This window comes from Parasynechococcus marenigrum WH 8102, from assembly GCF_000195975.1.
GTDB classification, from domain to species: Bacteria; Cyanobacteriota; Cyanobacteriia; order PCC-6307; family Cyanobiaceae; genus Parasynechococcus; species Parasynechococcus marisnigri.
The window spans coordinates 302,741-328,773 of sequence record NC_005070.1; the positions used below are offsets into that span (position 1 = coordinate 302,741).

The 26,033-nt window shown below is 61.9% G+C and carries 30 protein-coding genes; 15 read left to right on the forward strand and 15 right to left on the reverse strand.

Annotation, left to right across the window (positions count from 1 at the left end; all coding sequences use genetic code 11):
- Position 1: 1 nt before the first annotated feature.
- From ftsH3 to TX72_RS01545, 3 genes are read left to right on the forward strand one after another with little or no spacing between them, the layout of a single operon-like run.
- On the forward strand, positions 2-1,849 hold the full coding sequence (ftsH3, locus tag TX72_RS01535; RefSeq protein ID WP_011127179.1) for an ATP-dependent zinc metalloprotease FtsH3: 1,848 nt from the start codon (positions 2-4) through the stop codon (positions 1,847-1,849).
- The gene (locus TX72_RS01540) at positions 1,833-2,504 is read left to right on the forward strand and encodes a bifunctional 4-hydroxy-2-oxoglutarate aldolase/2-dehydro-3-deoxy-phosphogluconate aldolase (protein WP_042502834.1); all 672 of its coding nucleotides are present in this window, start codon (positions 1,833-1,835) and stop codon (positions 2,502-2,504) included. The genes ftsH3 and TX72_RS01540 overlap by 17 nt, the downstream gene beginning before the upstream one ends.
- Positions 2,505-2,549: 45 nt before the next feature.
- Positions 2,550-2,990, forward strand: coding sequence for a hypothetical protein (locus TX72_RS01545; protein ID WP_011127181.1), 441 nt, complete (start codon positions 2,550-2,552; stop codon positions 2,988-2,990).
- Positions 2,991-2,993: 3 nt separating this feature from the next.
- Here the strand turns inward: TX72_RS01545 and aroC are convergent, their stop codons facing one another.
- The 11 genes from aroC to sufR all read right to left on the reverse strand — a co-directional run bounded on the left by aroC (position 2,994) and on the right by sufR (position 12,018).
- Complete coding sequence (gene aroC / locus TX72_RS01550) at positions 2,994-4,085, reverse strand: chorismate synthase (RefSeq protein WP_011127182.1); 1,092 nt, start codon at positions 4,083-4,085, stop codon at positions 2,994-2,996.
- A gap of 23 nt (positions 4,086-4,108) precedes the next feature.
- The gene (locus TX72_RS01555) at positions 4,109-4,843 is read right to left on the reverse strand and encodes an aspartyl/asparaginyl beta-hydroxylase domain-containing protein (protein WP_225867720.1); all 735 of its coding nucleotides are present in this window, start codon (positions 4,841-4,843) and stop codon (positions 4,109-4,111) included.
- 697 nt (positions 4,844-5,540) lie between these two features.
- Positions 5,541-6,533: a hypothetical protein gene (locus TX72_RS01560; RefSeq protein ID WP_011127185.1), complete on the reverse strand. Its 993-nt coding sequence runs from the start codon at positions 6,531-6,533 to the stop codon at positions 5,541-5,543.
- Positions 6,534-6,640: 107 nt separating this feature from the next.
- Positions 6,641-7,804, reverse strand: coding sequence for a phospholipase D-like domain-containing protein (locus tag TX72_RS01565; RefSeq protein WP_011127186.1), 1,164 nt, complete (start codon positions 7,802-7,804; stop codon positions 6,641-6,643).
- Between the two features lie 77 nt (positions 7,805-7,881).
- Complete coding sequence (locus TX72_RS14950; protein WP_404824899.1) at positions 7,882-8,043, reverse strand: hypothetical protein; 162 nt, start codon at positions 8,041-8,043, stop codon at positions 7,882-7,884.
- A 50-nt stretch (positions 8,044-8,093) separates the two neighbouring features.
- The gene (locus TX72_RS01570) at positions 8,094-8,300 is read right to left on the reverse strand and encodes a DUF8677 family protein (RefSeq protein ID WP_042502837.1); all 207 of its coding nucleotides are present in this window, start codon (positions 8,298-8,300) and stop codon (positions 8,094-8,096) included.
- Complete coding sequence (locus tag TX72_RS01575; RefSeq protein ID WP_042504105.1) at positions 8,291-9,376, reverse strand: DUF4912 domain-containing protein; 1,086 nt, start codon at positions 9,374-9,376, stop codon at positions 8,291-8,293. The genes TX72_RS01570 and TX72_RS01575 overlap by 10 nt, the downstream gene beginning before the upstream one ends.
- A 182-nt stretch (positions 9,377-9,558) precedes the next feature.
- Positions 9,559-10,317, reverse strand: a complete 759-nt coding sequence (locus tag TX72_RS01580; protein WP_011127188.1) for a phycobilisome rod-core linker polypeptide — start codon at positions 10,315-10,317, stop codon at positions 9,559-9,561.
- 108 nt (positions 10,318-10,425) lie between these two features.
- On the reverse strand, positions 10,426-11,022 hold the full coding sequence (locus tag TX72_RS01585; RefSeq protein ID WP_011127189.1) for a phycobiliprotein lyase: 597 nt from the start codon (positions 11,020-11,022) through the stop codon (positions 10,426-10,428).
- The gene (locus TX72_RS01590) at positions 11,012-11,371 is read right to left on the reverse strand and encodes an NDH complex assembly factor CRR9 (RefSeq protein ID WP_011127190.1); all 360 of its coding nucleotides are present in this window, start codon (positions 11,369-11,371) and stop codon (positions 11,012-11,014) included. The genes TX72_RS01585 and TX72_RS01590 overlap by 11 nt, the downstream gene beginning before the upstream one ends.
- Positions 11,372-11,376: 5 nt before the next feature.
- Positions 11,377-12,018 carry an iron-sulfur cluster biosynthesis transcriptional regulator SufR gene (sufR, locus tag TX72_RS01595; RefSeq protein ID WP_042504106.1) on the reverse strand — a complete coding sequence of 214 codons (642 nt, stop codon included), beginning with the start codon at positions 12,016-12,018 and terminating at the stop codon, positions 11,377-11,379.
- Between the two features lie 137 nt (positions 12,019-12,155).
- On the opposite strand from sufR, the gene TX72_RS01600 reads away from it, so the two are divergent.
- Genes TX72_RS01600 through TX72_RS01620 form a run of 5 tightly spaced genes read left to right on the forward strand, consistent with a single transcriptional unit; the run spans position 12,156 to position 17,244 of the window.
- A complete protein-coding gene (locus tag TX72_RS01600; protein WP_011127192.1) occupies positions 12,156-12,512 on the forward strand; it encodes a ferredoxin-thioredoxin reductase catalytic domain-containing protein in 357 nt (118 codons plus the stop codon).
- A gap of 5 nt (positions 12,513-12,517) precedes the next feature.
- A complete protein-coding gene (gene sufB / locus TX72_RS01605; RefSeq protein ID WP_011127193.1) occupies positions 12,518-13,957 on the forward strand; it encodes a Fe-S cluster assembly protein SufB in 1,440 nt (479 codons plus the stop codon).
- Positions 13,958-13,997: 40 nt separating this feature from the next.
- Complete coding sequence (gene sufC, locus TX72_RS01610; RefSeq protein ID WP_042502841.1) at positions 13,998-14,786, forward strand: Fe-S cluster assembly ATPase SufC; 789 nt, start codon at positions 13,998-14,000, stop codon at positions 14,784-14,786.
- Positions 14,787-14,788: 2 nt separating this feature from the next.
- The gene (gene sufD, locus TX72_RS01615) at positions 14,789-15,967 is read left to right on the forward strand and encodes a Fe-S cluster assembly protein SufD (RefSeq protein WP_011127195.1); all 1,179 of its coding nucleotides are present in this window, start codon (positions 14,789-14,791) and stop codon (positions 15,965-15,967) included.
- Between the two features lie 32 nt (positions 15,968-15,999).
- A complete protein-coding gene (locus TX72_RS01620) occupies positions 16,000-17,244 on the forward strand; it encodes a SufS family cysteine desulfurase (RefSeq protein WP_404824900.1) in 1,245 nt (414 codons plus the stop codon).
- 35 nt (positions 17,245-17,279) lie between these two features.
- Here TX72_RS01620 and TX72_RS01625 read toward each other — a convergent pair whose 3' ends face one another.
- Entirely contained in the window at positions 17,280-19,202 is a 1,923-nt protein-coding gene (locus TX72_RS01625; protein WP_011127197.1) for a S9 family peptidase, read from the reverse strand.
- Positions 19,203-19,251: 49 nt separating this feature from the next.
- On the opposite strand from TX72_RS01625, the gene def reads away from it, so the two are divergent.
- From def to TX72_RS14340, 4 genes are all read left to right on the forward strand, one after another.
- On the forward strand, positions 19,252-19,857 hold the full coding sequence (def, locus tag TX72_RS01630; RefSeq protein ID WP_011127198.1) for a peptide deformylase: 606 nt from the start codon (positions 19,252-19,254) through the stop codon (positions 19,855-19,857).
- Between the two features lie 3 nt (positions 19,858-19,860).
- Positions 19,861-20,058, forward strand: a complete 198-nt coding sequence (locus tag TX72_RS01635) for a hypothetical protein (RefSeq protein ID WP_011127199.1) — start codon at positions 19,861-19,863, stop codon at positions 20,056-20,058.
- Between the two features lie 102 nt (positions 20,059-20,160).
- Positions 20,161-20,670: a DUF3747 domain-containing protein gene (locus TX72_RS01640; RefSeq protein ID WP_011127200.1), complete on the forward strand. Its 510-nt coding sequence runs from the start codon at positions 20,161-20,163 to the stop codon at positions 20,668-20,670.
- 82 nt (positions 20,671-20,752) lie between these two features.
- Entirely contained in the window at positions 20,753-20,902 is a 150-nt protein-coding gene (locus TX72_RS14340; RefSeq protein WP_173358482.1) for a hypothetical protein, read from the forward strand.
- Here TX72_RS14340 and TX72_RS01650 read toward each other — a convergent pair.
- Positions 20,889-22,433, reverse strand: coding sequence for a YifB family Mg chelatase-like AAA ATPase (locus TX72_RS01650; protein ID WP_011127201.1), 1,545 nt, complete (start codon positions 22,431-22,433; stop codon positions 20,889-20,891). The genes TX72_RS14340 and TX72_RS01650 overlap by 14 nt on opposite strands.
- Positions 22,434-22,506: 73 nt before the next feature.
- Here TX72_RS01650 and TX72_RS01655 point away from each other — a divergent pair, with 73 nt between their 5' ends.
- From TX72_RS01655 to TX72_RS01665, 3 genes are read left to right on the forward strand one after another with little or no spacing between them, the layout of a single operon-like run.
- Positions 22,507-22,848: a histidine triad nucleotide-binding protein gene (locus tag TX72_RS01655; RefSeq protein ID WP_011127202.1), complete on the forward strand. Its 342-nt coding sequence runs from the start codon at positions 22,507-22,509 to the stop codon at positions 22,846-22,848.
- 24 nt (positions 22,849-22,872) lie between these two features.
- Complete coding sequence (locus TX72_RS01660) at positions 22,873-24,858, forward strand: ABC transporter ATP-binding protein/permease (protein WP_011127203.1); 1,986 nt, start codon at positions 22,873-22,875, stop codon at positions 24,856-24,858.
- A 9-nt stretch (positions 24,859-24,867) separates the two neighbouring features.
- Positions 24,868-25,068, forward strand: a complete 201-nt coding sequence (locus TX72_RS01665; RefSeq protein WP_011127204.1) for a CAB/ELIP/HLIP family chlorophyll-binding protein — start codon at positions 24,868-24,870, stop codon at positions 25,066-25,068.
- Here the strand turns inward: TX72_RS01665 and TX72_RS01670 are convergent, their stop codons facing one another.
- Both TX72_RS01670 and TX72_RS01675 read right to left on the reverse strand, forming a co-directional pair.
- On the reverse strand, positions 25,069-25,548 hold the full coding sequence (locus TX72_RS01670) for a TolB family protein (protein WP_011127205.1): 480 nt from the start codon (positions 25,546-25,548) through the stop codon (positions 25,069-25,071).
- Positions 25,545-26,012, reverse strand: a complete 468-nt coding sequence (locus TX72_RS01675; RefSeq protein ID WP_011127206.1) for a TolB-like translocation protein — start codon at positions 26,010-26,012, stop codon at positions 25,545-25,547. Before TX72_RS01675 ends, TX72_RS01670 begins: the two co-directional genes overlap by 4 nt.
- Between the last annotated feature and the right edge of the window lie 21 nt (positions 26,013-26,033).

Here is a 26,033-nt window from a genome sequence, read left to right on the forward strand (position 1 = left end):
CTTGAACAAGCGTTGGCGCAACATCGGCCTAACAGCCCTACTAGTCCTGGCGATCGTGGTGATCGCCCCGGCCTTCCTCGGCGGTGGTAACACCCAGCAGGAAGCGCGGACCATGCGCTACAGCGATTTCGTTGAAGCGGTTGAGGACAACCAGATCAGTCGTGTGCTGATCTCCCCGGATCGGGGCACAGCTCAGGTGGTGGAAAACGACGGCCGCCGCGCCCAGGTGAACCTGGCTCCCGATAAGGAGCTGCTGGGTCTGCTGACGCAGCACGACGTGGACATCGCTGTGCAGCCCACCCGCCAGGCTCCGGCCTGGCAGCAGGCCGCTGGAAGCCTGATCTTCCCGCTGCTGTTGCTGGGTGGGTTGTTCTTCCTCTTCCGCCGTGCCCAGGGCGGTGGCGGTGGCAATCCCGCCATGCAGTTCGGCAAGAGCAAGGCCAGGGTGCAGATGGAGCCCTCCACCCAGGTCACCTTCACCGATGTCGCCGGCATCGAAGGCGCCAAGCTCGAACTCACCGAGGTCGTCGACTTTCTCAAGAATCCTGATCGATTCACAGCCGTTGGCGCCAAGATCCCCAAGGGTGTGTTGCTGGTGGGCCCCCCAGGCACCGGTAAGACTCTGCTTGCTAAGGCCGTTGCAGGTGAGGCGGGTGTTCCCTTCTTCTCAATCTCCGGCTCTGAGTTCGTCGAGATGTTCGTGGGCGTCGGTGCCAGCCGTGTCCGTGACCTATTCGAACAGGCCAAGAAGAATGCCCCTTGCATCGTCTTTATCGACGAAATCGATGCTGTCGGCCGTCAACGTGGAGCAGGCCTTGGTGGCGGTAACGATGAGCGGGAACAAACCCTCAACCAGCTCCTGACGGAGATGGATGGTTTCGAGGGCAACACCGGCATCATCATTGTCGCGGCGACCAATCGCCCTGACGTCCTGGATGCTGCGCTGATGCGCCCCGGCCGTTTCGATCGACAGGTCACCGTTGATCGGCCCGATTACGCCGGTCGCCTCCAGATCCTCAATGTCCACGCCCGCGGTAAGACGTTGTCCAAGGACGTCGACCTGGACAAAGTGGCGCGCCGGACCCCCGGCTATACCGGTGCTGATCTGGCCAACCTGCTGAATGAGGCTGCCATCCTGGCTGCCCGTCGCGAACTGACCGAGGTCAGCAACGACGAGATCAGTGATGCGATTGAGCGCGTCATGGCCGGTCCTGAGAAAAAGGATCGCGTCATGAGCGAACGCCGCAAGCGTTTGGTGGCGTATCACGAGGCTGGTCACGCTCTGGTCGGTGCTCTGATGCCCGACTACGACCCCGTCCAGAAGATCTCAATCATTCCCCGCGGAAATGCCGGTGGTCTCACCTTCTTCACGCCCAGCGAGGAACGAATGGAGTCCGGTTTGTACTCCAGGGCTTATCTGCAGAACCAGATGGCGGTCGCCCTGGGTGGCCGTGTCGCTGAGGAGATTGTCTACGGCGAGGACGAAGTCACCACAGGTGCCTCCAACGACCTGCAGCAGGTGGCCTCAACGGCCCGTCAGATGATCACCCGCTTCGGCATGAGCGATACCCTCGGCCCCGTGGCCCTTGGCCGCGCCCAGGGCGGAATGTTCCTCGGCCGCGATATTGCAGCAGAGCGTGACTTCTCTGAAGACACTGCCGCCACCATCGACCAGGAGGTGTCTGAGCTGGTGGACGTGGCTTACAAGAGGGCCACCAAAGTGTTGGTCGATAACCGGGCTGTGCTGGATGAACTAGCCGACATGCTGGTGGAACAGGAGACTGTTGACGCCGAGGAGTTGCAGGAACTCCTGATTACCCGCGACGTCCGCGTTGCCGAATACATCTGATCGACCGGTCTGGTTGCAGCAGCAGGAGGCGTTGATCGCCTCCCTGTCGGCCCAACCGATCCTGGTTGTGGTCCGCCCCGATCCGACTGATCTGGATGGTGATGATGGTCCGGGATCACTCCTGGATCATTTGTCATGTCTGGACGAAGTCGGTCTGCGGCATGTGGAGATCGGCTGGCAGCCCGACGGCAGATGGTGCTCCTTTGTTGCTCGGGTCCGTCAGCGTTGTCCCTCGCTGCAGTTGGGAGCTGCCTCGCTGCTCACGGCAGATGCCCTGGCGGATCTGGAGACCTGCGGACTGCCCTTCGCCATGTCGCCCTGCCTCGATCCGGCCCTGCTTGAGCGGGCTCGACAACGCGGCATTCTGCTGGTGCCAGGGGTGTTCAGTCCCTCGGAAATTCAGCAGGCGGCGGCCATGGGTTGCGGTCTGGTCAAGCTGTTTCCAGCCTTCAGCGTTGGAATCGACTACATCCAGCGTCTACGCGCACCCCTCGGGCCGTTGCCGCAGGTGATTGCTGCCGGAGGCCTGGGGGTGGGTGATGTGGATGCCTGGTTAACGGCAGGTCACGCTGCCGTGGCGCTGGGACGACGGGTCATCGACGTTCAGGGTCCTGATCCCGCCTTATTGCGGTGGCTGCAGACCACTGCTGGTTGACATGCGTCCAGGATGCTACAGATGAGATAGTCATTCCTCTGCGTGATGTCGCAGCTCACGATCAAGCTCAGCGACAAGGCGGATGCCCTGATCGCTCAGCTCCAGAAGGAGATCTTCAACCGTCGGCGCAAGAAGGTTTCGGCCGCCGGCGTGGTGGAGACCCTGGTGGAAAGCGGTGCCAAGTCCCAGTCGGACAAACGCTTTGCCACCTCCTGGACCAATCTGATCAAGGACATCGAGAAGGCGGCCAAGCTGGCCTATGCCCATGGCAGCAAGCCCTCCACCCTCACCGATGAGGAGTGGGCCCTTGTTCTCAGCCATCGCAGTCGCTCCACCACGGCCCGTCCCCGGCGCACGGTGAAGAAAAAAGTGGTGGCCACCAAGAAGCCGGCGTCCCGTCGCACCCGCACCCGTAGTTCCGCTGCTGCTGCAGTGGCGTCGACCCCCGTCAGCAGCAATGGCAAAGCGCCGGTGACCGCCGGCTGACGCTCACCAGAGGCTGCACTGACCCTGCTGCCGCAGCAGGTGATCCGCCAGCACCAGCGCCACCATCGCCTCCACCATCGGCACGGCCCTCGGCAGCACACAGGGGTCGTGTCGACCCTTGCCGGCCAGGGTGGTGGCCTTGCCGTCGGAATCAATGGTCTGCTGTTCCTTGCGGATCGTGGCGGTGGGCTTGAACGCCACCCGGATCACAATCGGCTCGCCGTTGCTGATGCCGCCCTGGATGCCACCTGAGTTGTTGGTGGCCGTCTGCAGCCGTCCATCATCGGTGGGCACAAAGGCATCGTTGTGCTCGCTGCCCTTGAGCAGGGTTCCGCTGAAGCCAGAACCGATCTCAAAGCCCTTGGTGGCGGGGAGAGACATCACCGCCTTGGCCAGATCGGCCTCCAGCTTGTCGAACACAGGCATACCCAGCCCCGGAGCAGGGTTACGCACCACGCATTCGATCACGCCACCACATGAGTCGCCGTCGCGCCCGATCGCCTCGATCCGTTCCACCATCTGAGCGGCTGTGGAGGCATCCGGGCAGCGAACGATGTTGCTCTCGATGGCGTCCAGCGTTACCGCCTGGGGATCCACATTCGCCTCGATGGTGTGGATGCGTTTGACCCAGGCCAGAACCTCCGTGCCTGCGGCCTTTGCCAGCAGTTGCTTGGCGATTGCACCGGCGGCCACGCGCCCAATTGTTTCGCGGGCTGAGGCCCGCCCGCCACCACTGCGGGCCTGCACGCCGTATTTCACCTGGTAGGTGGCATCGGCATGAGAAGGCCGAAACGCCACGGCCATGTCCTTGTAGTCGCCGGGGCGCTGGTCCTTGTTGCGCACCAACATGGCGATCGGTGTTCCCAGGGTGGTCTGCCCATCGAGAAGGCCGCTGAGCACCTCCACCTGATCGGCTTCTTTGCGTGGGGTGGTGATGTGGCTCTGACCCGGCCGTCGCCGATCCAACTCCGCCTGGATGGCGTCAACATCCAGATCCAGGCGTGGAGGGCAGCCCTCCACGATCACGCCCACGCCACCGCCGTGGGACTCACCGAAGGTGCTGATCCGAAACAGATCGCCGAAGCTGCTGCCCATGGAGTTTCCGCTCTGCCAGGAGGCTACGAAGCCGTCGCGCGCAGCAGTGCCCGTTCCCGCATGTTCTGCAGGCGTTGCCACAGCTGGGCAATGGCAAGAAACAGCCAGCTCATGGCCACCAGCCAGAAGGGCTGGTCACGGCGGAACACATCGAACAGCAGCACAACCCGTGGCTGGTCCGACGGGTTCACGGCGGAATGGAGGAAGGTGTCGTCCCAGAGGAAGCCTTCTCCTTCCTGCAGGTGATACGTCTTGCCATCGATCAGCAGTTCACAGGAGCTGCATCCATCCCCCAGATCGGCCACATACAAGGGCAGGTGGAACCGCCAGACGCCTTTGAACGGACCTTTGTGGGGCCGCAGCACTTTTCGCGGTGGGAACAGGCTCACCGCGGCGGAAACCACATCGCGATGGCGGCTGAGAAAGCTCCTCAGACTTGGGATCAAGGCCTGATTGGCGGGGTAGTCGTAGCCGTAGCCCCGCAGAGGCAGCATTCCCCACACCTTGCGGTCGAATTCGTAGAGCGTGCGCTGCTGCTCCATGATCTCGTGGTTGGCCGGCAGGCGCCCCGAGAGAGCGACCTCAAGGGTTTCCCTGCGGATGGCATCGAAATTGCTGTGCAGTTCAGCGCTGGCAGGGAAGTGGTCGAGGGCCGGCACCACGGCGGGGTTGTGCAACGAGCGTTCGTAGCACCAGCGGGCGATTTCACGCCAGAAGCGGTAGTTCCAGGGGGCCCAGCGCAGCAGTTTCTTCCGCACAGCTCTTGCCCAATCGGGCGAAAGCATCGCATGTGCGTGAGCTGTTAAGCGTCTCCGACTATGAAGGACAGTCCTGCCAGGCCAAAGGAGCGATAGGGCTCAAATTCAAGATCACAACGTAATGTCTTGAACTCCAAGAAAGCGTTACGAGCTCCTGAATTATCGAAACGTGTGCCACAATGATAATGCTCGAAAGCGAGAATTACTCCGTTGGTGAGGTGAGTTGAAACGCAGCGCAGTACTGCTCTGACTTCGGTGAAGGAGTGGAAAGTGATAAACAAGCATGCCAACTGATGTGGAAGTGGAGGCGGATTCGTTGAAGAAGTTGTAATGAACTTGACTGCTTCCATCTGCTGGGCACCAATGCCAGACCGCCAGCACCGATTCCTGAATGTCGCTTCAGACATTAGAGGAGTATTGGGGAGCCAACGCGGATGCAGATCTCGTTCTGTTTGAGGTTCAGGGATGCTGTCAAAAGAGCTGTAAGCCCAGAGTTTCCTATTGATTGGCTGGCTTCGTACTGCCTTCCAAGCCATCTGAAATGTAATGAATCTCTGGCATCCAAACTCGACATAGTCACCATTAATTCGGTTAAAATGAAGAAGTCTTAGGGATTTTCGAAGAAATGCAGCGGTGTCCGCACTGTTTGCGCGCTGTTCCTGAAATCTGGACAGAATATGGTTCATTCGCTTTATTGTTATGAGGATGGTGTCATTGATAAGCGTCTCGAAGGCTCAATCTGCAACAGTAGTTCAAGTGCTTTCCGCAAGGTTGACGCCCAATCCATGTTTCTACGTCTTACCAGCAAAGTGTTGGGGTAAAAAGGGGATCGGTCGACATGGTCAGGCCAAGTCGTGACACTTTCACTGTCCAATACCACCACACAAGGAATACCAAGGGCACCCGCCATGTGGGCTGTCGTGTTGCTGATCGTTAAGACGCGTTGGACGGATGCGATCTGAAGGGCATATCCATCGAGGTCTTTGAACTGATCTATCCGACGAGCTGCTTTAACGGGTCGGCCACTCTTTTGAACGAGTTCTTTAAGACCAGCCCGCCCTTCCTGATACTGCAAAGATTGCACGCGACCTCGCACATCACGAATGAGCTCTGCCCAGTCTTCTAAAGAAGGTAGGCATTTATAGATCGCTTTTGAGTACCAAGAGATGCCAAGCCCTCGAGGGTTTATCGCAGATGCAGGTGGAGGAATCAGCGGCAGAAAGCTGTTGAAAATGAGCTCCTCGTTATGGGCATAGAACAATGCAAGTTGTTCATAGGTGGTCCAAGCCGTATCGTTATCCTGTGGTAGAGCGTCATTGGTGCTGATGAAACGTACATAAGGAAAACTTCGCTGGAAGAGAGGAATTAGGCGCTCTTCGGTTTGAACAATGAGCTCGCTTACATCTGCAGCTGCTTTGGCTACAAGGTGAACCAGTCGTAGCTCATCACCAAGATCCCTCTTCCTTCCCTCCACAACGAGGGTCCTAACGCGATCGCAGGGTCCTCGCCATGGTCGGCCAGGCGAAGGCTTTTCCAGCATGGCTATTGCTTGAAAGGTTTTCCAGGCCTGTTTGTAGTAGCAGCAACGCTCCATTTTGTTGGCGGCTTCAGTCATGCTGATTAAATCGCTTTCAGCTTCTGCTTGACGAGCCTTTTCCACATGCCAGGACAAGTTGGAGAAGCGCATCATTGTGTGGAGGTGGTCGCTTTAAGGAACCGTGGTAGTTGCTCAGCAGCTTATAAGTCGCTGCACAACTATCAACCTTGGCATAGAAGGAGGGATGGCCATTTCAGCTCTCAGCCCCTCTCCACCCCATCCCCGCACTTGATCCGCTGACGATCAAGTTTGCGTTGGATGTGCGGTGTGATCCCCAGTTCTGCTCCATTCCAGAGGCGATCCATTTCACGGGTGAAGTGTTTGGCGAGTTGAGGTGAGTGGATCACCAGCAGTGTTTCGTCGTTGGTGTGAGCAGCAGAGGGTGACCAGTTGAACGATCCCGTGATCACTGTTTTGTTGTCGATCACGGCGAACTTGTGATGCAGCTTGTCGCCGCGGGCAAGGCGGGGGGTGCCGACACCACGGATGGGTTGTGTGAATGGTTTGTTGTTTGCCTCGAGTTTGCAATCGCGATCGGGCAGGGCCACTCCCAGCAGGTCCAGCACTTCCGAGAACGATCGGCTGGCGAAACCAGGGTCCGCCACCAGCCGAATCTTCACCCCGTCGTTGGCTCGCTCCTCCAGCACATTCGCCAGCTGCTGAGCCGAGAACACGAACAGGGCCATGTCGATCTGGTGCTTGGCGGAGGCCAGCAGTGCTGCCAGCCAGTTCAACCCGTGGGAGGGGTTGCGTTTGGGGTGGGGAGCAAACAGCACTTCAATCTCTACATCGCCCACCTGCACGCGCTCGGCGTCCGATTGGCCACCCTTCCCCAGCCCGAAGCGGCTGTCCTTGGCGCCACCAGGCCCATCGCCCCACATCCGCTCGAACTCGCGTCGGAAAGCAGCAGCCAGTGCAGGGTTGTCGATACGCAGCAGATGGTTGACGTTGCCTCGGGTTCTGAGTTTTCCGGCATCACCATGGATGCCGGAACTGGTGAAGTTGGCGCTGCCGGTGATCACGCTGCGATCGTCGACCACCACGAATTTGTGGTGCATCAATCCACTGCCGCTGCTGCCGTCCTCGGTGTCATCCAGCAACGGCACCCCGGCCTGAAGCAGTAACCCCACGGCATCACCCTGTCGGGCTTCCTCCGCTGTCGTGATGCCGTCTCCATCGGCATCGGCCAGGTGCTGGAGTTGGTGCCAGCGATGCCGCTGGTGCTTGGGGAGATGGCTGGGTTGCTGGTCACTCCAGGGAGTGCTGTAGCTGTTCTCCAGCACGAGCTTCACCTGCACCCCCCGCCTGTGGGCGGCGATCAGATGCCTGGCCAGGCTTAGTAACGACAGCTCTTGAACGGCCACCAGCAGGCTGGTGTCAGCACCCTCAATCGCATCAACGATGAATCGCTCAAGGTCATCCCCGTTGCGCCATTGGCCTGTCAGGGGTGACTGGTAACGCTCCCGTCGCGGTGGTTGAAGGCCAGAGCAAATCCGGGCGGTAGGGGTAGATCAGCTTCAACAGCACCAACAATTTCCCCAGGTCTGCTGCAGCCACAGCACAGCAGAAGCGGCAACAGCAGGAGCTCAGTGGGGGAACGCATCCGAGTTGAAGCTGCTCTCCCTCAGTGTTCCCCCGGCCGGCGGCAGCCTGTCAGTGGGGCATCTCGGAAGTTTTGAGCATGGCGACGAACCAGAGGCCACTAAGCACAAGGGCCGCAGCGACCCCAGCGCCGATGCCGACTCGGGCCATCACCAGCGGCACGATCAGCGGAAAAGCCATCGCCCCTGCAAGAGGGGTGATGGCCACAAACCAACGCAGGGCGGTTGGCGACTTGGATTCGGAGGAGTTCAGAACCACTCGGCGCGGGCTTCGCTGGCGGGGTTGCTGTTGTCTTCGGGTGTCTGGCGCTCGAAGTTGAGGGTGATGTTGCGCTTCTGTTCGCCGTCTGCAGCGGTGGCTTCGATGGCGTAAACCTGCTCCCCATCACGAAAGGGAACCTGGATGCGGAAGGTGCCGTCGGTGGACAGGGGAACTTCTTCGCCGCCGATGGTGAGACGGGCGGAGGGGTCGGTGGCTCCGTAGACGATCAACTCAGCATCAGCGACCAGCCAGAAAGAGCGTTGACGGGGAGCGACGCCACCGATGCCGGACTCATTGCGACCGCTAGCCCAGAGGCCGATGCCGGAGTCGCTCAGGCCGTGACGATCGGAGTCTGCGGAGGAATCCAGAGCTTCCTGGAATTCCTCGGAGCCGACGCGACGACGACGGAAGTGAACCGTGGCACTTTGGTAAAGACGCTCATGCAAGCCACTGTCGCTGGGCTCAGCGGGGGGAGCTACTGGAGCCGGTTCAGCAACAGCAGGAGAGGCGTTGTCGAGGCTGAAGGGAACGAACTGGTCGAGAATCTGCTCACTGGGGTGCAGAGCAGGGACGCGGGCCACGGAGGAGAAGGCCAGGGACATCCAGGTGGTGCCGATGCGATAACCCAACTCAACGCGGTAATCGCGATCGCAAAGAGGAACAGGCAGGTACCACTCGGTGCTGTGGCTGTCGACAGGAACTTCCTGGAGGGTGTGGGGATGGGCGCTGCCGTCCTGCATGCCTGTCACATCGGCAAGGCGAAGGCATAGGCGGCTGGCTCCCTCTTTCTGAGCGCGCTTACGATCGTTGTCGGAGATCTCCCAGAACACGTAGGCCCACTGGGGATCACGGGGCAGGAAGACCACCCGGGTCTCCGTCGTGGGGAGTGCAGGTGGAGTTAACTCGGCTTCGATGGCCTTGAGGTCGCCACCGCGCTGCTCCTGACGCTGCGCCACCTCATCCACCAGAGCTTCCTTGCTCTTGCGGCTGTAAAGCGGTACACCGAGATCGCTGGCGATCTGGCGCAGTTGACGCAGGGTCAGACGTGCCAATGAGGTCAGGGTCTGAGACACGTCCAAAACGCCAGGATTCATTTGGGATCATTGTGCGATGAAAAATTCCTCTCCGAACCGTTAACGAACCCAGGGTCAGTGGATCCTGACCCTGGAGAGCTGGGAAGAAGGCGGGGATCACTGTCTGCGACACAAAAAAAGCGGGGCTGAGGCCCCGCTTTTCGGACTCTTGAGACCTTGGATCAGCGACCGATGCTGCGGTAAGGAACGCGAGACATATAGTCAATATCGGTGCTGGATGAGCCCCCACCTGGGTTGGGCATGGGGAGATCCTTGAGCCAGGCCATGTAGTCGCTGGGAGATCCACCGCGCTTGATCTTGGCTCGTGCGGGAATCTGTTTTGCGGGACCGCCCATAAAGACGATCTGGGGGAAGCCCAGGATTCCCCGGTAGTACTCGTCGTAGCGAGGGCTGGTGATGTTGAACGGGGTGTCACCAAGCTCTCGGCCGGGGAGCACGCGATTGCGTTGCGACGGAACGGTGTCGTACCCAAAAGCGTCCAGGTATTCCTGGCTGTCGAGCAGGACGTCCACCAGTCCCTCGACGCCCTTGGTGGCGATCACGATCGACCAGGCGATCTCTTCGGACTTGTTGGTTTTGCGGCCCAGCAGCTTCTCCACAAGGTGGCGAACCACCTTGTAGTTGCTGTTCATGCCGTAGAAACTGCGCTTGAAGGTGTCCGAGAGGACCAGTCCGCGGATGAAGTCCCGAACCGTGATCTGCCCGTCCTTCAGTTGGGATTCGAGATTCACGTCCCGATCGGACTTGAAGGCGTGGAAGTAGATCTGGCGGTAGGCGCTTTCGATCACCGTGACGAGGTTGTCCCGGTCCATGGCGATATCCATGGAATTGGCACGGGCCGTTTCGTCGGATTGAACACGCAGGGCTGCCACCCGGGAGTTCTGGGTGATTGGTGCGTACTCCAGAAGGGGAATGGCCACGCGAGCTTCAGCATCCACTGCCGGCGATCGTAGAAGTGTCCGCAAGCCCCCACTCCACGGCCTGGAGCAGCAATTACATCCCGTAATAGTCGCCCTGGGTACTTCTGCTTACCAGCCGAAGGGCGCAAGGGTTTTGGCGGGCTCGGCGTTGGCCGATACGGCTGGGGGCGCGATGTCCAGCATCCGTGTCTCCATGCAGAACGAGGCGTTGTTGGACAACCCCTGAACCGTGCTGGTGCGCAGCCGCAGATTGGGGCCGGCGAACCAGAAGCGCTCCAGGGAGCTCATCATTTCGTAATCGGTGGTGAGGATCAGGCCGTTCTCCGCATCCATGTGGAACTGCCCAGCCACCGGTGCTTTCTCGGCATAGCCGCGATCCCGCAGCAACAACCCGCTTCGTCCGCCGTCGTCGCTGGGGATCAGGCCGAACATGGTCTGGTCTTCATGGGATTCACCGGCGCGATCCCAGGCCATGGAGCCGCTCCAGCGCACCCAGCAGCCTCCAACGATCCGCTCAACGCTCTCGTTGTTGCGCTGGGCGATCTCGGCCAGTCGCGCGTCCCCTTTAAGCAGCTCTTCCACCACGATGAAAGAAGCACCGGCTTCGGCCCGACGGTGCAACAGGTGGTGCTGGCTGCGCTGTGAGGTCCAGCGGCCGCAGCTCAGGCGAAAGAAGCTGAGGGCATCAGCGATCTCAAGGGGCATCAGCGCTTTTGTTCTGAAGTTGATGATGGCAGCGGGCTTCCGCGGCGGTGATCAAGTCGTCGAGCTGGAGTTCAAGCGGGGGTTTGCCGAGGCTGTCGGCGAGGCCCTGAAGTTGCTCGGCAGCTCCATTGAGTTGCTGCATCAAGGAGCGCAGAAAGGCTGGATCGTCTGCGACGGCAGGCTGTTGTTCGCACCAACGGCGACGGTTGGCGGCATCGGGAAGCAGGCCTTCGTTGCCCTGTCCCATGGCCTGGAAGCTGTCGAGGCAGTGGGCCAACAGACGCAAATGGTGGCGATCCATCTGCGGGAGCAGCGTGGCATCAATCCTGGCGATCACGGCGGCATCCATGGCCTTCAGTTCTGCAGTGGTGTGATGCGGAAGCCGCAGGCATGCCCTCCCTCGAGGCGCCAGTGCACCCGTTCCACCTGACAATCGGGAACCGTCCTGCGGATCAGCACTAATTCCTGGTCACAGACGGCTGGAAATTCTTCGGCAATCCGCTGCACGGAGCAGTGGACTTCCTGCAAGCGCCAGCTCACCCCGTCCTCCTCCGGGCTGCAGAGGGTGACGTAGCCCTCGTCCCGTCGCAGGCTGGCCAGCTGCTCAAGGCGCTGTTGCAGCGAGCCGTTGCCGATCCGATCCCGGTAGCGGCTGGCCTTGTCCTCCGCCTGCTGGTTCAGCAGGGTTCGCACGGTTTCCTCCGGCAGGCTGGCGCGCATGGAGTTGAGAAGCCCGAGTGCAAAGCGTTGGCTGCCATCGGGGAACTGATCCCGCCCTTGGTCGGTCAGGCGCCAGCGGTTGCTCGGCCGGCCTGGCCCGGAGACGCTGGGGCTCGCTTCGGCCAGGCCAGCTTCGGCCAGGCTTTTCAACTGCCGTCGAACCGCCTGGACCGACAGGTTCAAGGCTCCGGCCAGGTCCGCGGCGTCGGCATCCCCGCGCTCCAGAAGCAGGGACAGCAAAGCGTCGCGAGTGCTGGCCTGGACTGGGGAGGTCATGGTGCGCCGAACCTGGTTCCACGATGCCACCGGAATGGCCGCCCCGGCGTACACAATGGTGCTTCTCCATGGGCCGACCTGTTGCCTTAGGCTTCGAATAAGGAAACCAGGTCGTTTCGTAACTTCGTCGTTCCTCTATGTCTGACGCCGCTCCCGAGCCCACCGCCGAAAGCCTGGAGGTCATTCGCAAGTTCGCTGAGACCTACGCCCAGCGCACAGGCACGTATTTCTGCGCTGAGTCCAGCGTGACCTCTGTGGTGCTGAAGGGGCTGGCACGCCACAAGGACGAGCTCGGCGGTGCGCTCTGTCCCTGCCGTCATTACGAAGACAAGGAAGCCGAGGTGTCCCAGGCCTTCTGGAACTGTCCTTGTGTGCCGATGCGTGAGCGCAAGGAGTGCCACTGCATGCTTTTCCTCACCGAAGACAACCCCTTCGCCTGCCCGAACAAAACCCAGACGATCTCCACCGAGACGATTCACGCGACTGCCGGCTGACCTGAATGACCAGCACCTCCACACGGGACCTCGTCAGCCAGCCGTACAAATACGGCTTCGTCACCGAGATTGAGACCGACAAGATCGCCAAAGGTCTCAGCGAAGACGTCGTTCGTCTGATTTCGGCCAAAAAAGAGGAGCCAGCGTTTCTGCTGGAGTTTCGGCTGAAGGCCTTCCGTCATTGGCTCACCCTCGAGGAGCCCGACTGGGCTGCTTTGGGGTATCCGCTGATCGATTATCAGGACATCGTTTATTACTCCGCTCCGAAGCAGCAGGACAAGAAGTCCAGCCTTGATGAGGTGGACCCCAGGCTGCTGGAGACCTTCGACAAGCTTGGGATCCCCCTGAGCGAGCAGAAGCGCTTGAGCAACGTGGCTGTGGACGCTGTGTTCGACAGCGTTTCGATCGCCACCACGTACAAGGAGAAGCTGGCGGAGCACGGTGTGGTGTTCTGCTCCTTTAGTGAAGCGGTCAAGGAGCATCCCGAGCTGATCGAGCGCTACCTGGGTTCCGTGGTGGCCAGCAACGACAACTGTTTCGCGGCACTGAACTCAGCGGTGTTCAGTGATGGCTCCTTTGTCTTCATCCCGAAGGGTGTCGAGTGCCCGATGGAGCTCTCCACCTATTTCCGGATCAATTCCGGCGACACAGGCCAGTTCGAGCGCACGCTGATCGTCGCCGAAGAAGGGGCTTCTGTGAGCTACCTCGAGGGCTGCACGGCTCCGATGTTCGACACCAATCAATTGCACGCTGCCGTGGTGGAGCTGGTGGCCCTGGATGACGCCTCGATCAAGTACTCCACCGTTCAGAACTGGTACGCAGGTGATGAAGATGGCGTAGGCGGCATCTACAACTTCGTCACCAAGCGGGGGCAGTGCCGGGGTGCCCGCAGCCGCATCAGCTGGACGCAGGTGGAAACCGGCTCCGCCATCACCTGGAAATACCCGAGTTGTGTGCTGCAGGGGGCTGATTCGGTTGGCGAGTTCTATTCCGTGGCACTCACCAACAACCGGCAGCAGGCCGATACCGGAACAAAAATGGTTCATGTGGGGCCCCGCACCCGCTCCACGATCGTGAGCAAAGGAATCAGCGCCGGCCATTCCAGCAACAGCTACCGCGGTTTGGTCCAGATGGGGCCTGCAGCGAAGGGAGCCCGCAACTACAGCCAGTGCGACTCGATGTTGATCGGAGACCAGGCGGCCGCCAACACCTACCCCTACATCCGCTCCCAGCAGCCCCAGGCGGCCATCGAACACGAGGCCAGCACCTGCCGAATCTCTGAAGATCAGCTCTTCTATCTGCAGAGCCGCGGCATCGGTTTCGAAGAGGCGGTGTCGATGATGGTCAGCGGCTTCTGCCGTGATGTGTTCAACCAGCTGCCGATGGAGTTCGCCGCCGAGGCGGACAAGCTGCTGGCCCTCAAGCTCGAGGGATCCGTGGGCTGACCTCTGGCTCCATATCCTCTTTTCTCTCTCTTCATCTCCAGTGATCCGCCCCGACGCCGAGCTGCTTCTCGACATCAACAACCTGCATGCCTCTGTTGAGGATCAGCCCATTCTCAAAGGGGTGAACCTGCAGGTGCGGGCCGGTGAGATCCATGCGGTGATGGGCCGCAATGGCAGCGGCAAAAGCACCCTGTCCAAGGTGCTGGCTGGCCATCCCGCGTATCGGGTGACCGCTGGCACCGTGCGCTACCGCGGCTCCGATCTGTTTGAGCTGGAGCCGGAGGAGCGGGCTCGTCTCGGGGTGTTCCTCGGTTTTCAGTACCCGGTGGAGATTCCCGGAGTGAGCAACCTTGAGTTCCTGCGCGTGGCGGCCAACGCCCGCCGCAGCAAGCAGGGGTTGGAGGAACTCGACACCTTCGACTTTGAAGACCACGTTCAGCAGAAGCTCCAAGTGGTCCAGATGGACCCCGCCTTCCTGGAACGCAGCGTCAATGAAGGGTTTTCCGGTGGAGAGAAGAAGCGCAATGAGATTCTCCAGATGGCCCTGCTGGACCCCGTGGTGGCCATCCTCGATGAAACGGATTCCGGCCTGGACATCGATGCCCTGCGCATCGTGGCTGGCGGTGTGAACCAGTTGGCCACACCGGATAACGCCACGCTGCTGATCACCCACTATCAGCGTCTGCTCGATGAGATCACGCCCGATTACGTCCATGTGATGGCGGCCGGTCGCATCCTGCGCACCGGCAGTCGTGACCTGGCCCTCGAGCTGGAAAAGACCGGTTACGACTGGGTGGACAAGGAACTGGCAGCCCAGGGAGTGGCCTGACCATGGAAAGCGCGGTGTTGGCACCGGTTCAGGAGCGCGGTCGGACCGCGTTGGAGCGGCTGGGTTTGCCGACCCGCCGCCAGGAGCCGTGGCGGCTCACGGACCTCAAACGCCTGGAGGCGTTGGCCAGGCTCCCCCTGAGTGCAGTTGTGGCGCCCCTTGCACTCCCCCCGGCCTCGGCAGGTGTACACCGGTTGGTGCTCGATGGTCAGGGTGACCCCCTCGACGGTGTTGCTCTGCCGGAGGGATTGAGTGTCCTCTCAGCGGTGGAACTGGAGCAGGCGTTGGGTCATACCCTGGATCGCTGCGGCTGTGCCGGTAGCTGGCCCGTGGAACTCAACCATGCCTCGGCGCGGCAGGTGTTGGCCCTACGGGTGCGTGGTGCGGTAGCTCCCTTGGAGCTGGTGCTGACCGGTGCTGCTGGTCTGACGGCCACCCGGATTGTGCTGCTGGTGGAGGAGAAGGCGAGCCTGGATCTGCTGCAGGTGCTGCAGTCCGATGGGGCCTCGGCCCATAGCCATGTGCTGGAGGTGCACCTGGGCCAGGAAGCCCAGCTGCGCCACGGACTGCTGGCCACGGCTGACGGTCAGGCGTCATTGCTCGCCCATTTGGCGGTGGAGCAGGAGCCCCGCAGCCGTTATGCCTTCACCTCTGTGGTGCAGGGATGGGATCTGGCGCGGGTTGAGCCTCGGGTGGTGCAGGTGGATGGACAGGCCACCACAGAGCTCAAGGGTCTGGCGGTCAGTCAGGCGGATCAGCAGCTGGCCACCCACACGGCTGTGCGTTTCGACGGACCGGAGGGGGAGCTGGATCAGCTGCAGAAATGCCTGGCCGGCGGTCGCTCCCATGCCATCTTCAACGGTGCCATTCAGGTGCCCCGGGACGCGCAGCGCACCAATGCGGCACAGCTGAGCCGCAATCTGCTGCTGTCCGAGCGGGCGCGGGTGGACACCAAGCCCGAGTTGGAGATCGTGGCCGACGATGTGCGTTGTGCCCATGGCGCCACGGTGAGTCAGCTGCAGGAAGACGAGCTGTTTTATCTGCAGAGTCGCGGGATCGCCGCCGCTGATGCTGCCGCTCTGTTGCTGCGGGGGGCCTGCCAGGAGGTGATCGAGCACCTGCCGGCCTCGGCGGAGGCCTGGGGGCCCCTGGAGCGGGTGATGGCGGGGTTGAGCCGATGACAACAAGTTCTGCTGTGAAATATCGTGATGATATGGGTGTGCTATCTGATCGATATCGTGCCGATTTCCCGATCCTTGACCAGCGCGCGCCGGATGGCCATCCGCTGATTTACCTCGATCACGCCGCCACCAGTCAGAAGCCGCGCCAGGTGTTGCAGGCCCTGGAGCAGTACTACGCCGCAGACAACGCCAACGTTCATCGCGGTGCTCATCAGCTCAGTGCCCGGGCCACCGAATCCTTTGAAGCAGCCCGCACGGTGACGGCGGAGTTCGTGCGTGCCGCCAGCCCGCGCGAAATCGTGTTCACCCGTAACGCCAGCGAGGCGATCAATCTCGTCGCCCGCAGCTGGGGTGAAGCCAATCTGCGTGAGGGTGATGAGGTGCTGCTCACGCTGATGGAGCACCACAGCAATCTGGTGCCATGGCAGTTGCTGGCCCAGCGCACCGGCTGTGTTCTGCGCCATGTGGGAATCACGGAGGCCGGAGAGCTGGATCTCGAAGACTTCCGCAGCAAGCTCACCGACCGCACCCGCTTAGTGAGCCTGGTGCACATCAGCAATGCCCTGGGTTGCTGCAATCCCCTGGACCAGGTGATCCCCGCTGCCCATGCCGCTGGAGCCCTGGTGCTGGTGGATGCCTGCCAGAGCCTGGCTCACAAGCCAATTGATGTGGCTGGCCTCGACGTTGATTTTCTGGTGGGCTCCTCCCACAAGCTCTGCGGCCCAACGGGAATGGGCTTCCTTTGGGCGCGGGAAGCGCTGCTGGAGGCGATGCCACCGTTCCTGGGTGGCGGCGAGATGATTCAGGACGTGTTTCTCGACCACAGCACCTGGGCGGTACTGCCCCATAAGTTCGAGGCTGGCACCCCAGCCATCGGCGAAGCGGTGGGGATGGGCGCTGCGATTCGCTATCTGCAAGCCATCGGGCTGGAGGCGATTCAGGCCTGGGAAGCGCAGCTCACCCGCCACCTGTTCGGTCGGCTTCAGGCCATCGAGGGTGTACGGGTTCTGGGGCCCACGCCGGAGCAGCAGTCGGATCGCGGTGCGCTTGCCACCTTCCTGGTGGACGGCGTCCATGCCAACGACATCGCTGCCTTGATGGATGCCTCAGGGATCTGTATCCGCAGTGGCCACCACTGCTGTCAGCCCCTGCACCGCCATTACGGCGTGACGGCATCGGCCCGGGCCAGCCTCAGTTTCATCAGCACCTTTGAAGAAATCGATCGCTTCAGCGAGGAGTTGACGTCCACCATCGGCTTCCTGAGGGAGCACGGTTAACACGTTCACTGATGGTGACGTGTTGGTTCTGACGTTCAGACCTGATTGCTTGTTCCAGAGCAGTTGAGGTGGGTTCTGAAAAATCGTTCCGTTTCTTCCAGCACTTGAATTTGGGTGGCCTGGTTGCGGAAGCCATGGCCTTCGTCGTCGAACAGCCTCACTTCCACCGGGATCCCATTGCGGCGCAGGGCATCCGCCATGCGTTGGGTTTGTTCCGGCGGCACCACCTTGTCCTGCAGGCCCTGGAAAAACAGCACAGGGCAGATGATCTGCTCGGCGTGAAGCAGGGGTGAGCGTTGCTCATAGCGCTCTCGCTCGGCGGGCCAATCGCCAACGAGGCTGTCCAGGTAACGGGCTTCAAAGCGGTGGGTGTCCTGTGCCATGGCTGTGAGATCACAGACGGCATAGCGGCAGGCGCCGGCGCGGAATACATCGCTGAAGCACAGGGCTGCCAGGGTGGTGAAACCACCGGCGCTGCCGCCTTCGATGGCGATCTGGTCGGGATGGGCGCGACCGGAGCTGATGAGGGCTTGGGCTGCGGCGGCGCAGTCCGCCACATCCACCACTCCCCAGCCGCCGTTCAGCCGTTCCCGGTAGGCCCGGCCAAAACCGGTGGATCCGCCGTAGTTCACGTCCACCACGCCCCAACCGCGGCTGGTCCAGTACTGAATCGCCAGGCTGAGGCCACGGCGGGCCATGGCTGTCGGACCGCTGTGGCTTTTCACCAACAGCTGCGCCGGTGTTGGTGGTTGTCCCTGGGGCGGGTAATACCAGGCGTGGGTGCGTTGGCCGGCATGACCGGCGAACCAGATCGGCTCCGCCACGCTGATGTCGGCCTGGGCGATCGGCGTCTCCATCGCAGGGGTGTGGACCCAGGCGCATGGGGCCGTTGGAGACAGGGTCAGTTCCAGCAACCCGGCCATGGAGCTGCTGTTGCTGGCCACGGCCACGGCGCGACCGTTGAGGGCCCGCAGCCCGGCCAGGTCGTCGAAGGGTTGATCGATGTGGGTGACCGTGCCGTCCAGGCTCAGGCGTTGGAGCGACCAGCAGCCATCGCAACAGGTTGCAGCGAGCAGTTGTTCCCCATCCCAGGCTGTTGTGCTCATGCCGTAGATCCACTGCGGCAACGCGGTTTCCGCCGTCATCGGCCAAGGGTTCTCCCAGGTGGTGCTCCCCGGTCCACGTCGCTTCAGGTTCCACCAACCGTCGCTGTCTTCCGCCACCAGCAGCGATCCGTCCGGCAGCCACTGGGGCTGGAACACCGACACCCCTTCACCGCCAGCAATCGCACTCGCTTCAGTCAGTTCACCGGATGGGCTGAGATCGGCGCACCACAGTTCACTGCTCTGCCAGGGCATGGCCGGTTGCTGCCATTCCACCCAGGCCAGTTGCGTGCCATCCGCACTGAGACAGCCATAGCCGGCGAAGTCTGCCGGCTGATATCGCAGCTTCGGCTCTTGTTGCGTTGCATCCAGGTCGGCGCTTACAAGTTGATCCACGCCATTGATCTCGCGAATACCAAGCCAGCGGCGGCGCTTCAGATCCAGCAGGCCGTCCGCCAGCTGCCAGTCGCCATCGCGCGTCAGCTTCAGAGGCGCCATCAGCGGCTCAGGCCTGTTGTCCCCCAGCAGAGGGAGCCGCCAGTCCTGTCGCCACAGGGCTCCGTCTGCGATCCAGACAAGCAGCAACGTTTCGCCATCCATGCCGCTGCACAACACGCCGCCGCCGTAGTCGTGCACCCGGCTGCGCAGGCTGATCGGGGCAGGGGTGAGTTCCGTCGGACTCAGCTCCGCAGCGCCGAAGGGGCGGATCAGGGCCGTGGTGCGTCCTTTTTCCTGAGGGCGCTGTTCCAGCCAGATCAGCCAGATTCGCTGATCCGGCCCCTCGAGAAGCTGTGGCTCCTTGAGGCCAGGAAGCTTGCCGACGGCGATCGATGCCGGAAGTGGGGTCGGGGCCATACCAGCTGGATCAAGCCAATTACCATGCTGTATCAACGCTGGGGTGGTCTTGGCCGGGAGTTTTGCGCAGCTGGCCCGAGCGGCTGAACAGTCGCGGGACACGATGTTGGTCCCCAAGACTGCTCTCGAGACCCCTCCTCTTGAGATTCACACCCTCGGAGCTGAGGTGTTGCGTCAGTCGGCCCGACGCATCGGCAAGGTGACGGAGCAGACCCGCGAGCTGGCTCGGGACATGCTCAGAAGCATGTACACAGCCAAGGGCATTGGGCTGGCGGCTCCGCAGGTGGGGATTCATCAGCAGCTGCTGGTGATTGACCTCGACCTGGAGAACGCTGCGACACCTCCGCTGGTGTTGATCAACCCTGAGATCAGTGCCGCCAGCGCCAGCATCGACACCTACGAGGAAGGTTGTCTCAGCATCCCCGGTGTCTACCTCGATGTGGTCAGGCCGACTGCCATTGAGCTCAGCTTCCGCGATGAGATGGGACGGCCGAGAAAGATGAAGGCCGATGGTCTGATGGCCCGCTGCATCCAGCACGAGATGGATCATCTCAATGGTGTGTTGTTTGTGGATCGCGTCACCGATGAAGCCGGTCTTCAGAAGGAATTGAAGGATCATGGTTTCCAGCGCCAGCACGTTCAGAGCGTGTCCTGATCCATGCCGATGAAGCCCCTGGCCGGATTGTTCCTGGCCCTCGCCTGTGTTCTCGGCATCGCCAGCACCGGTTGCGTGTTCGAGCTGGCCTACGGCGATCCCGATCTTGGGGTCAGCACCACCAGCTGGATCCTGGCCTTGGCGGCCCCCGCCACCGTGGCAACCCTGATTGTTGCGATTCGCCTCAACAAACCGGCCTGATTGGGGGCGACTGACCGGCTCGGCACTTTTACGATCCGTCCAGCTCCGCTTCCGGCCGTGATCTCTCGCCTTCTGCCCGCTGCCGCCGGTCTTGCTCTTGGTATGGCTGCCGTACCAGCAGCCCAGGCCCAGGGATCGCTGTTCACCGCTGTGCCTGTGGACACCAGCAAGTTCATCCTGGTGTCGGCACCGATCGGCAACGGCGAGCGCTCCCAGCTCAACATCTACGAGCAGCGGTCCGAGAAGCGACCCTGCTTCGCCGTCAGCGGCAGCTCACCCGCCACCGTCGATCCCTTGTTGTCGACCTTTGATTTCACCGGGATCTGCAACCGCTATATCGACGGCAACGGCTATTCCCTCCGTATCGGTGGCGATGACCTCGGCACCCGTTACCGCCTCACGGTGGTGAACACCGGCAGCGACATGGAGCTGCTGGCAGCACCGACCAGGGATCGCAGTCAACCCACCTTCCTGATTGCCAGCACCGGTGGTGCCGGCAGTGACTTCCTCAAGTTCAACCTGGAGCCGGGCTGGACCCTGATGCGTCGTGCCTACGGCAAGAAGACCCTTGGCCACATTTACGTCTTCCGCGACAGCGCTCCAGCCCAGTGATGGTTGGCGGCATCAGGTGTTTTCACCCGTTGCCGCATCGCGTCAGCGTTTCCACACTGAAGGCAGCGATCATGAGGATGCGATGAAAGCCAAGCTGCTCCACTGGTTCCATTGGCTGGGTGAAGCGATGGTTCATGCCCTCGGTTCAGAGCAGGATCGTCACCTGCAGCCGCCGCCGATCGGACCTCAGCCCTATCGGGATGTGCCGAGTCAGTCGTTCAGGAATGACTGACATTGTTGTGATCCCTTGATCCCAACAGGTCGCTGCAGCGGTAGTGGCTGGCTTGCGCCACCGCGTCGGCGCTCGCCTCATTCTCTCCATTGAGGTCTGCCACGGTCCGCGCCACCCGCAGCAGCCGGATGCCACTGCGGGTGGACAGTCCCCGATGGGCCACCAGTCGCTCCCACAGCTGCAGTGCTGCTGCACCGAAGCCACTGCGATCCCCCAGAGCAGTCGCCGGCAGGTCACGGTTGCAGACCCCGCCAGGGTTGCGGTGCTGCATGCGTTGCCGGGCGGATGCAATCGTCTCCGGTTGCAGCCAAGGGTCGTCGCTTCTGCAGTTCCCGTTCAGGCAGCGGCGCATCTCCTGTGCGGGGCGCCGCTCCAGCCGCAGTTGCAGATCCAGCCGGTCCAGCAGCGGGCCGGACAACCGCTGCCAATACCGCTGACGTTGGCTGTGGCTGCAGCGACAGCCGTGCTCTCGGTCGCCGTGCCATCCACAGGAGCAGGGGTTGGTGGCGGCCACCAAAGTGATGGCGGCTGGGAACGCCGTTTTCAGGCGAGCGCGGCTCAACCGGACCGTTCCTTCCTCCAGGGGCTGGCGCAGTTGATCCAGCACGGCCCGGGGGAATTCCGCCAGTTCGTCAAGGAACAGCACGCCGCCGTGGGCCAGGCTCAACTCCCCCGGCCTTGGATGACTGCCGCCCCCCAGCAGGGCCGCCGCTGAGCTGCTGTGGTGTGGTGCCCGGAAGGGGCGCTGCAGCTGGAGATTCAGCGGATGCTCGAGCTGCCCCGCCACCGACTGGATGCGGATGATGGTGAGGGCTTCATCAGGGCTGAGCGGCGGCAACAGCGAAGGCAGTTGACGGGCCAGATGGGTCTTGCCGCAACCGGGTGGACCCACCATCAGCAGGTGATGACCGCCTGCGGCCGCCAGGGCCAGGCCCTGCCCCGCCAGCCCCTCGGCCTGAATCGAGGCAGGCTCATGCTGCTGCGACTCGGGTCGGGCCCGGCACACCCGCAGGCAGGGCCGTTCTCCTTTGAGCTGCTGCACCAGTTGCTGCAGGTCTGGGGCGGTGCGCACCACCAGGTCTGGAATCAGTGCCGCTTCATCGGCATTGCCCGGAGGTACCACCAGGGCCTGAGCTCCGTGGCGAGCGGCCAGCTCGGCGATGGCAATCACACCGCGGCATGGTCTGAGGCTGCCATCGAGCCCCAGTTCGCCGGCGCACCAGATGCCGTTCAGGCGAGGTCGATCCAGCTGGCCACTGGCGACGAGCAGTCCCAGGGCAATCGGTAGATCAAAGGCGGGCCTTCCCTTGCGTAGATCGGCGGGGGCCAGGTTGATCACCACCCGCACCAGCGGTCCGCGGAAGCCGGAGTTGCGCAGGGCGGATCGCACCCGTTCCCGGGATTCCTGGATGGCCTTGTCCGGCAACCCCACCAGTTGAATCCCCGGCAGTCCGGGTGCCAGGTCGACTTCAACGGTGACGGGATGGGCCTGCAGGCCCTGCAGCGATGCACTGAGACAACGTGCCAGCATTCAGGAAGAGTTGTGATGCATGGGGTTGATGCCCCGCCTGTCACATCAGCAGCCCCCTCCTGATCTTTTCGCCATGGCGGACGACACGATCTTTGGAAAGATCCTCAGGGGGGACATTCCCTGCGATGAGGTTTACAGCGACGATCGCTGCCTGGCCTTTCGCGACATCGCTCCCCAGGCCCCCGTGCATGTTTTGGTGATCCCCAGGCAGCCGATTGAAAGCCTGCGCAGCGCTGGTAGCGGCGATGAAGCGCTGTTGGGGCATCTGCTGCTGGTGGCGGCCCGGGTTGCGCGGCAGGAGGGTCTGGAGGATTTCCGCACTGTGATCAACAGTGGCGCCGCCGCGGGGCAGACCGTGTTCCACCTGCATGTGCACGTGATCGGTGGCCGACCCCTGGATTGGCCGCCCGGTTGAGGTCAGCCTCGCCACAATGCACCCATGACGGTTTCTTCCATGGAGTCGCGCCAGGGTTTGCGCGGCCAGCTCAACAAGCTGCGCAACCTGGCCCAGCCTTTCTTCCTGCCCCTCGATCAGGCCAGCGGCTGGCAATTCGTTGGGTTGCTGGTGGCGCTGTTGTTCTGCGTCGGCGGGTTGGTGCTGGTGGCTCTCACCGGCCTGATTGGCCTGTTTGAACAGCTCTTGCCGGAGGTCACCGAGAAGTATTTCGGCGGGGTGTCCAGCACGATCGCCGGCATCTGGAGCAGCGCCTGGGGGGTGGTCTTCAGCGGTTTGTTCCTGATGGGAGGAGCGGCGTTCCTGGCGATGCGCCAACAGCTTCGCAACCGCCGCTGGCTGCACTGGCTGATGCTCGGCGTGATTGTGCTGATGTTGCTGACGGTCAATGGCATCAATGCCGGCATCGGCTTCATCGCGCGAGACCTCACCAATGCCCTGGTGGCCAAACAGGAAGATGGTTTTTATCGGATCCTGATTATTTACGCCTGCTGCTTTGTGGTGGCGTTGCCGATTCGTGTGTCTCAGATCTTCTTCACCTTCAAGCTGGGGATTATCTGGCGCGATTGGTTGTCTCGCAGCCTGATCGGGGACTACATGCGCAACCGCGCCTATTACGTTCTCAATCCGAACGATGAACAGGCAACGGATGTTGATAATCCAGACCAGCGCATTACCGATGACACCCGATCTTTCACGTCCCAGAGCCTTCAATTCACCCTTGGGGTATTCGATGCCCTGCTGACCTTTTCCCTCAACATTCTTATTCTCTGGAGCATCAGTACAACACTGACGCTGTCACTCTTCGGCTACGCAAGTTTCGCGACTGCAGTGCTGGTGATCTCCGGGCGCAAGCTGGTGAAGATCAACTTCGATCAGCTGCGCTACGAGGCTGATTTCCGCTACGGATTGGTTCATATCCGCAATAACGCCGAGTCCATTGCCTTTTACTCCGGTGAAGAGCCTGAAGCTGCTGAAACCGAGCGGCGTCTCGGCTCTGTTGTTCGTAATTTCAACCTTCTGATTATCTGGCGCGTCATCATTGATGTGATGCGTCGCTCGATCGGATATGCCGGAAACTTCTTTCCTTATCTGGTCATGGCTGTCCCCTACTTTGCAGGGGAAATTGATTACGGCGGCTTCATTCAAGCCAACTTCGCCTTCGGAATGGTGGAGGGATCGCTGTTCTATGTGGTGAATCAGATCGAGGAATTGGCGCAGTTCACGGCCGGAATCTCCCGCCTTGAGGGTTTCCAGAGCGAGGTGGAGCAGGTGAGCCGTGAGGCCAGGGGTGCAGACCCTGTGCAGCAGGGAGCGGAGTCGATCGTGGTGCGCCATGCCGATCTCACCCCACCCGGTGCTGATCAGCCGATCGTGCGGGATCTCAGCCTCAGCGTTGGTGAAACCGACAAATTGCTGGTGGTGGGTCCCTCCGGCTGCGGAAAGACCTCACTGCTGCGCATGATCAGTGGTCTTTGGTCCCCCAGTCAGGGGTATGTCGAACGTCCACCCACAGGCGAGCTCCTGTTCATCCCCCAGAAGCCCTACATGCTGCTGGGGTCGTTGCGGGAACAGCTTTGTTATCCCACCGATGAAGGCCGGTTCAGTGACGACCAACTTCGCCATGTGCTGGATGAGGTGAACCTCAGCACCCTCTCGACCCGCTACCCCGACCTGGACGTCAAGCAGGACTGGCCTCGCATCCTGTCCCTTGGTGAGCAGCAACGCCTGGCCTTCGGCCGATTACTGCTGAATGCCCCACGGTTCGTGGTGCTGGATGAAGCCACCAGTGCTCTGGATGTAGCCACAGAGGATCATCTCTATGCCTTGTTGCGCCAGCGGGAACTGGCGGTGATCAGCATTGGCCACCGTCCCACCCTCAAGCAGTTCCACGATTCAGTGCTCGAGCTCAGCGGCAACGGCGACTGGCGGTTGATGCCGGCGACCAGCTATGACTTCGAGCGTTCCTGATCAGGCCGGATGACCTCCCCCAGCGAGCCCCCTGCAACCGCTTCGGTTCCGGAGACGTCCGCCACAACCAGCGATGTCCCCGCTTTTGGCTGGAGTGGTTACGCCGAGCGGGTGAACGGTCGATTTGCCATGGTTGGCTTCACGGCAATTCTGGTGATCGAGGCGATCAGCGGAGACACCTTCCTGCATTGGGCAGGGCTGCTGCCCTGATCAGGGCAGGCGGATCAGGTCCACCTCCCAGCGTCCGCCGCGGCTCACCTGTACCGCCAACCGTCGCCCATCAGCATTGAGGCTTACGGCACGAGGCACCCCAGGTGGCTCCAGCGGCAGCCGTTGCACCGTGCCCACATTGCGGCGATACAGCACCAGTTCGGTGCGTTCGTCCCGCTGCTGCACCACCGCCAGGCGCGTGCCATCAGCACTGACGCTGACGCTGATCGGCTGGGCATCAGCGCGGTTGAGCCCCGGTAATGGCACCGGTTGCCGTGACCCCAGATCCACCAGGTCCACCCGTTCCCGGCCACCCCGCAGGGTCAGGCTGGCCAGCCAGCGTTGCGCCAGGGCGGGGTCGCGTCGGCTGCTGGCGTTCTGACGCAGCAGACCGTTGAAATCGGGCAGTGGTGTCGGCCGCGGACCACTGCAGCTCAGCAACAGGAGGGAGAGCAGCAGCAGCGAGGCGGTCGGCGTCATCGGGAGCTCTCCAATGGCGGCGTGGTGAGGGCCTGGCCGGCTGCACGATCCGGCTCCAGCAGTTCGCTGAGATCGAGCAGTTCCACCCGCCACTGGCCCTGGTCGGCCACCTGCAGGGCCAGCCGGCGGGCATCCGGCGCCAGGCTCAGGCGCACGGGATCCCGTCCACCGGGCAGGGGAAGGGGATGCAGCCGGCCATTGAGGCGGTCCAGCACCACCGCCAGACGCCGTTTGCCCCGTTGGGTGATCAAGGCCAGGTAACGGCCGTTCCAGCTCAGGGACGGTGAGCTATGGGGCTGATGGCGCCGCAATTGCGGCACCGGCCGGATGCTGCCGTCCTCTCCGCGCAGTTGCACCGTCGGACGACCCTGGATCTGGCTGATCACCGCCAGCAGGCGCCCGTCGCCACTGAGGGCGGGATCCTCCTGGCTGCGGTCGATCCAACCGGTTGCCGCTCGTTCCACCCGGCCGCTGCAACCCAGCAG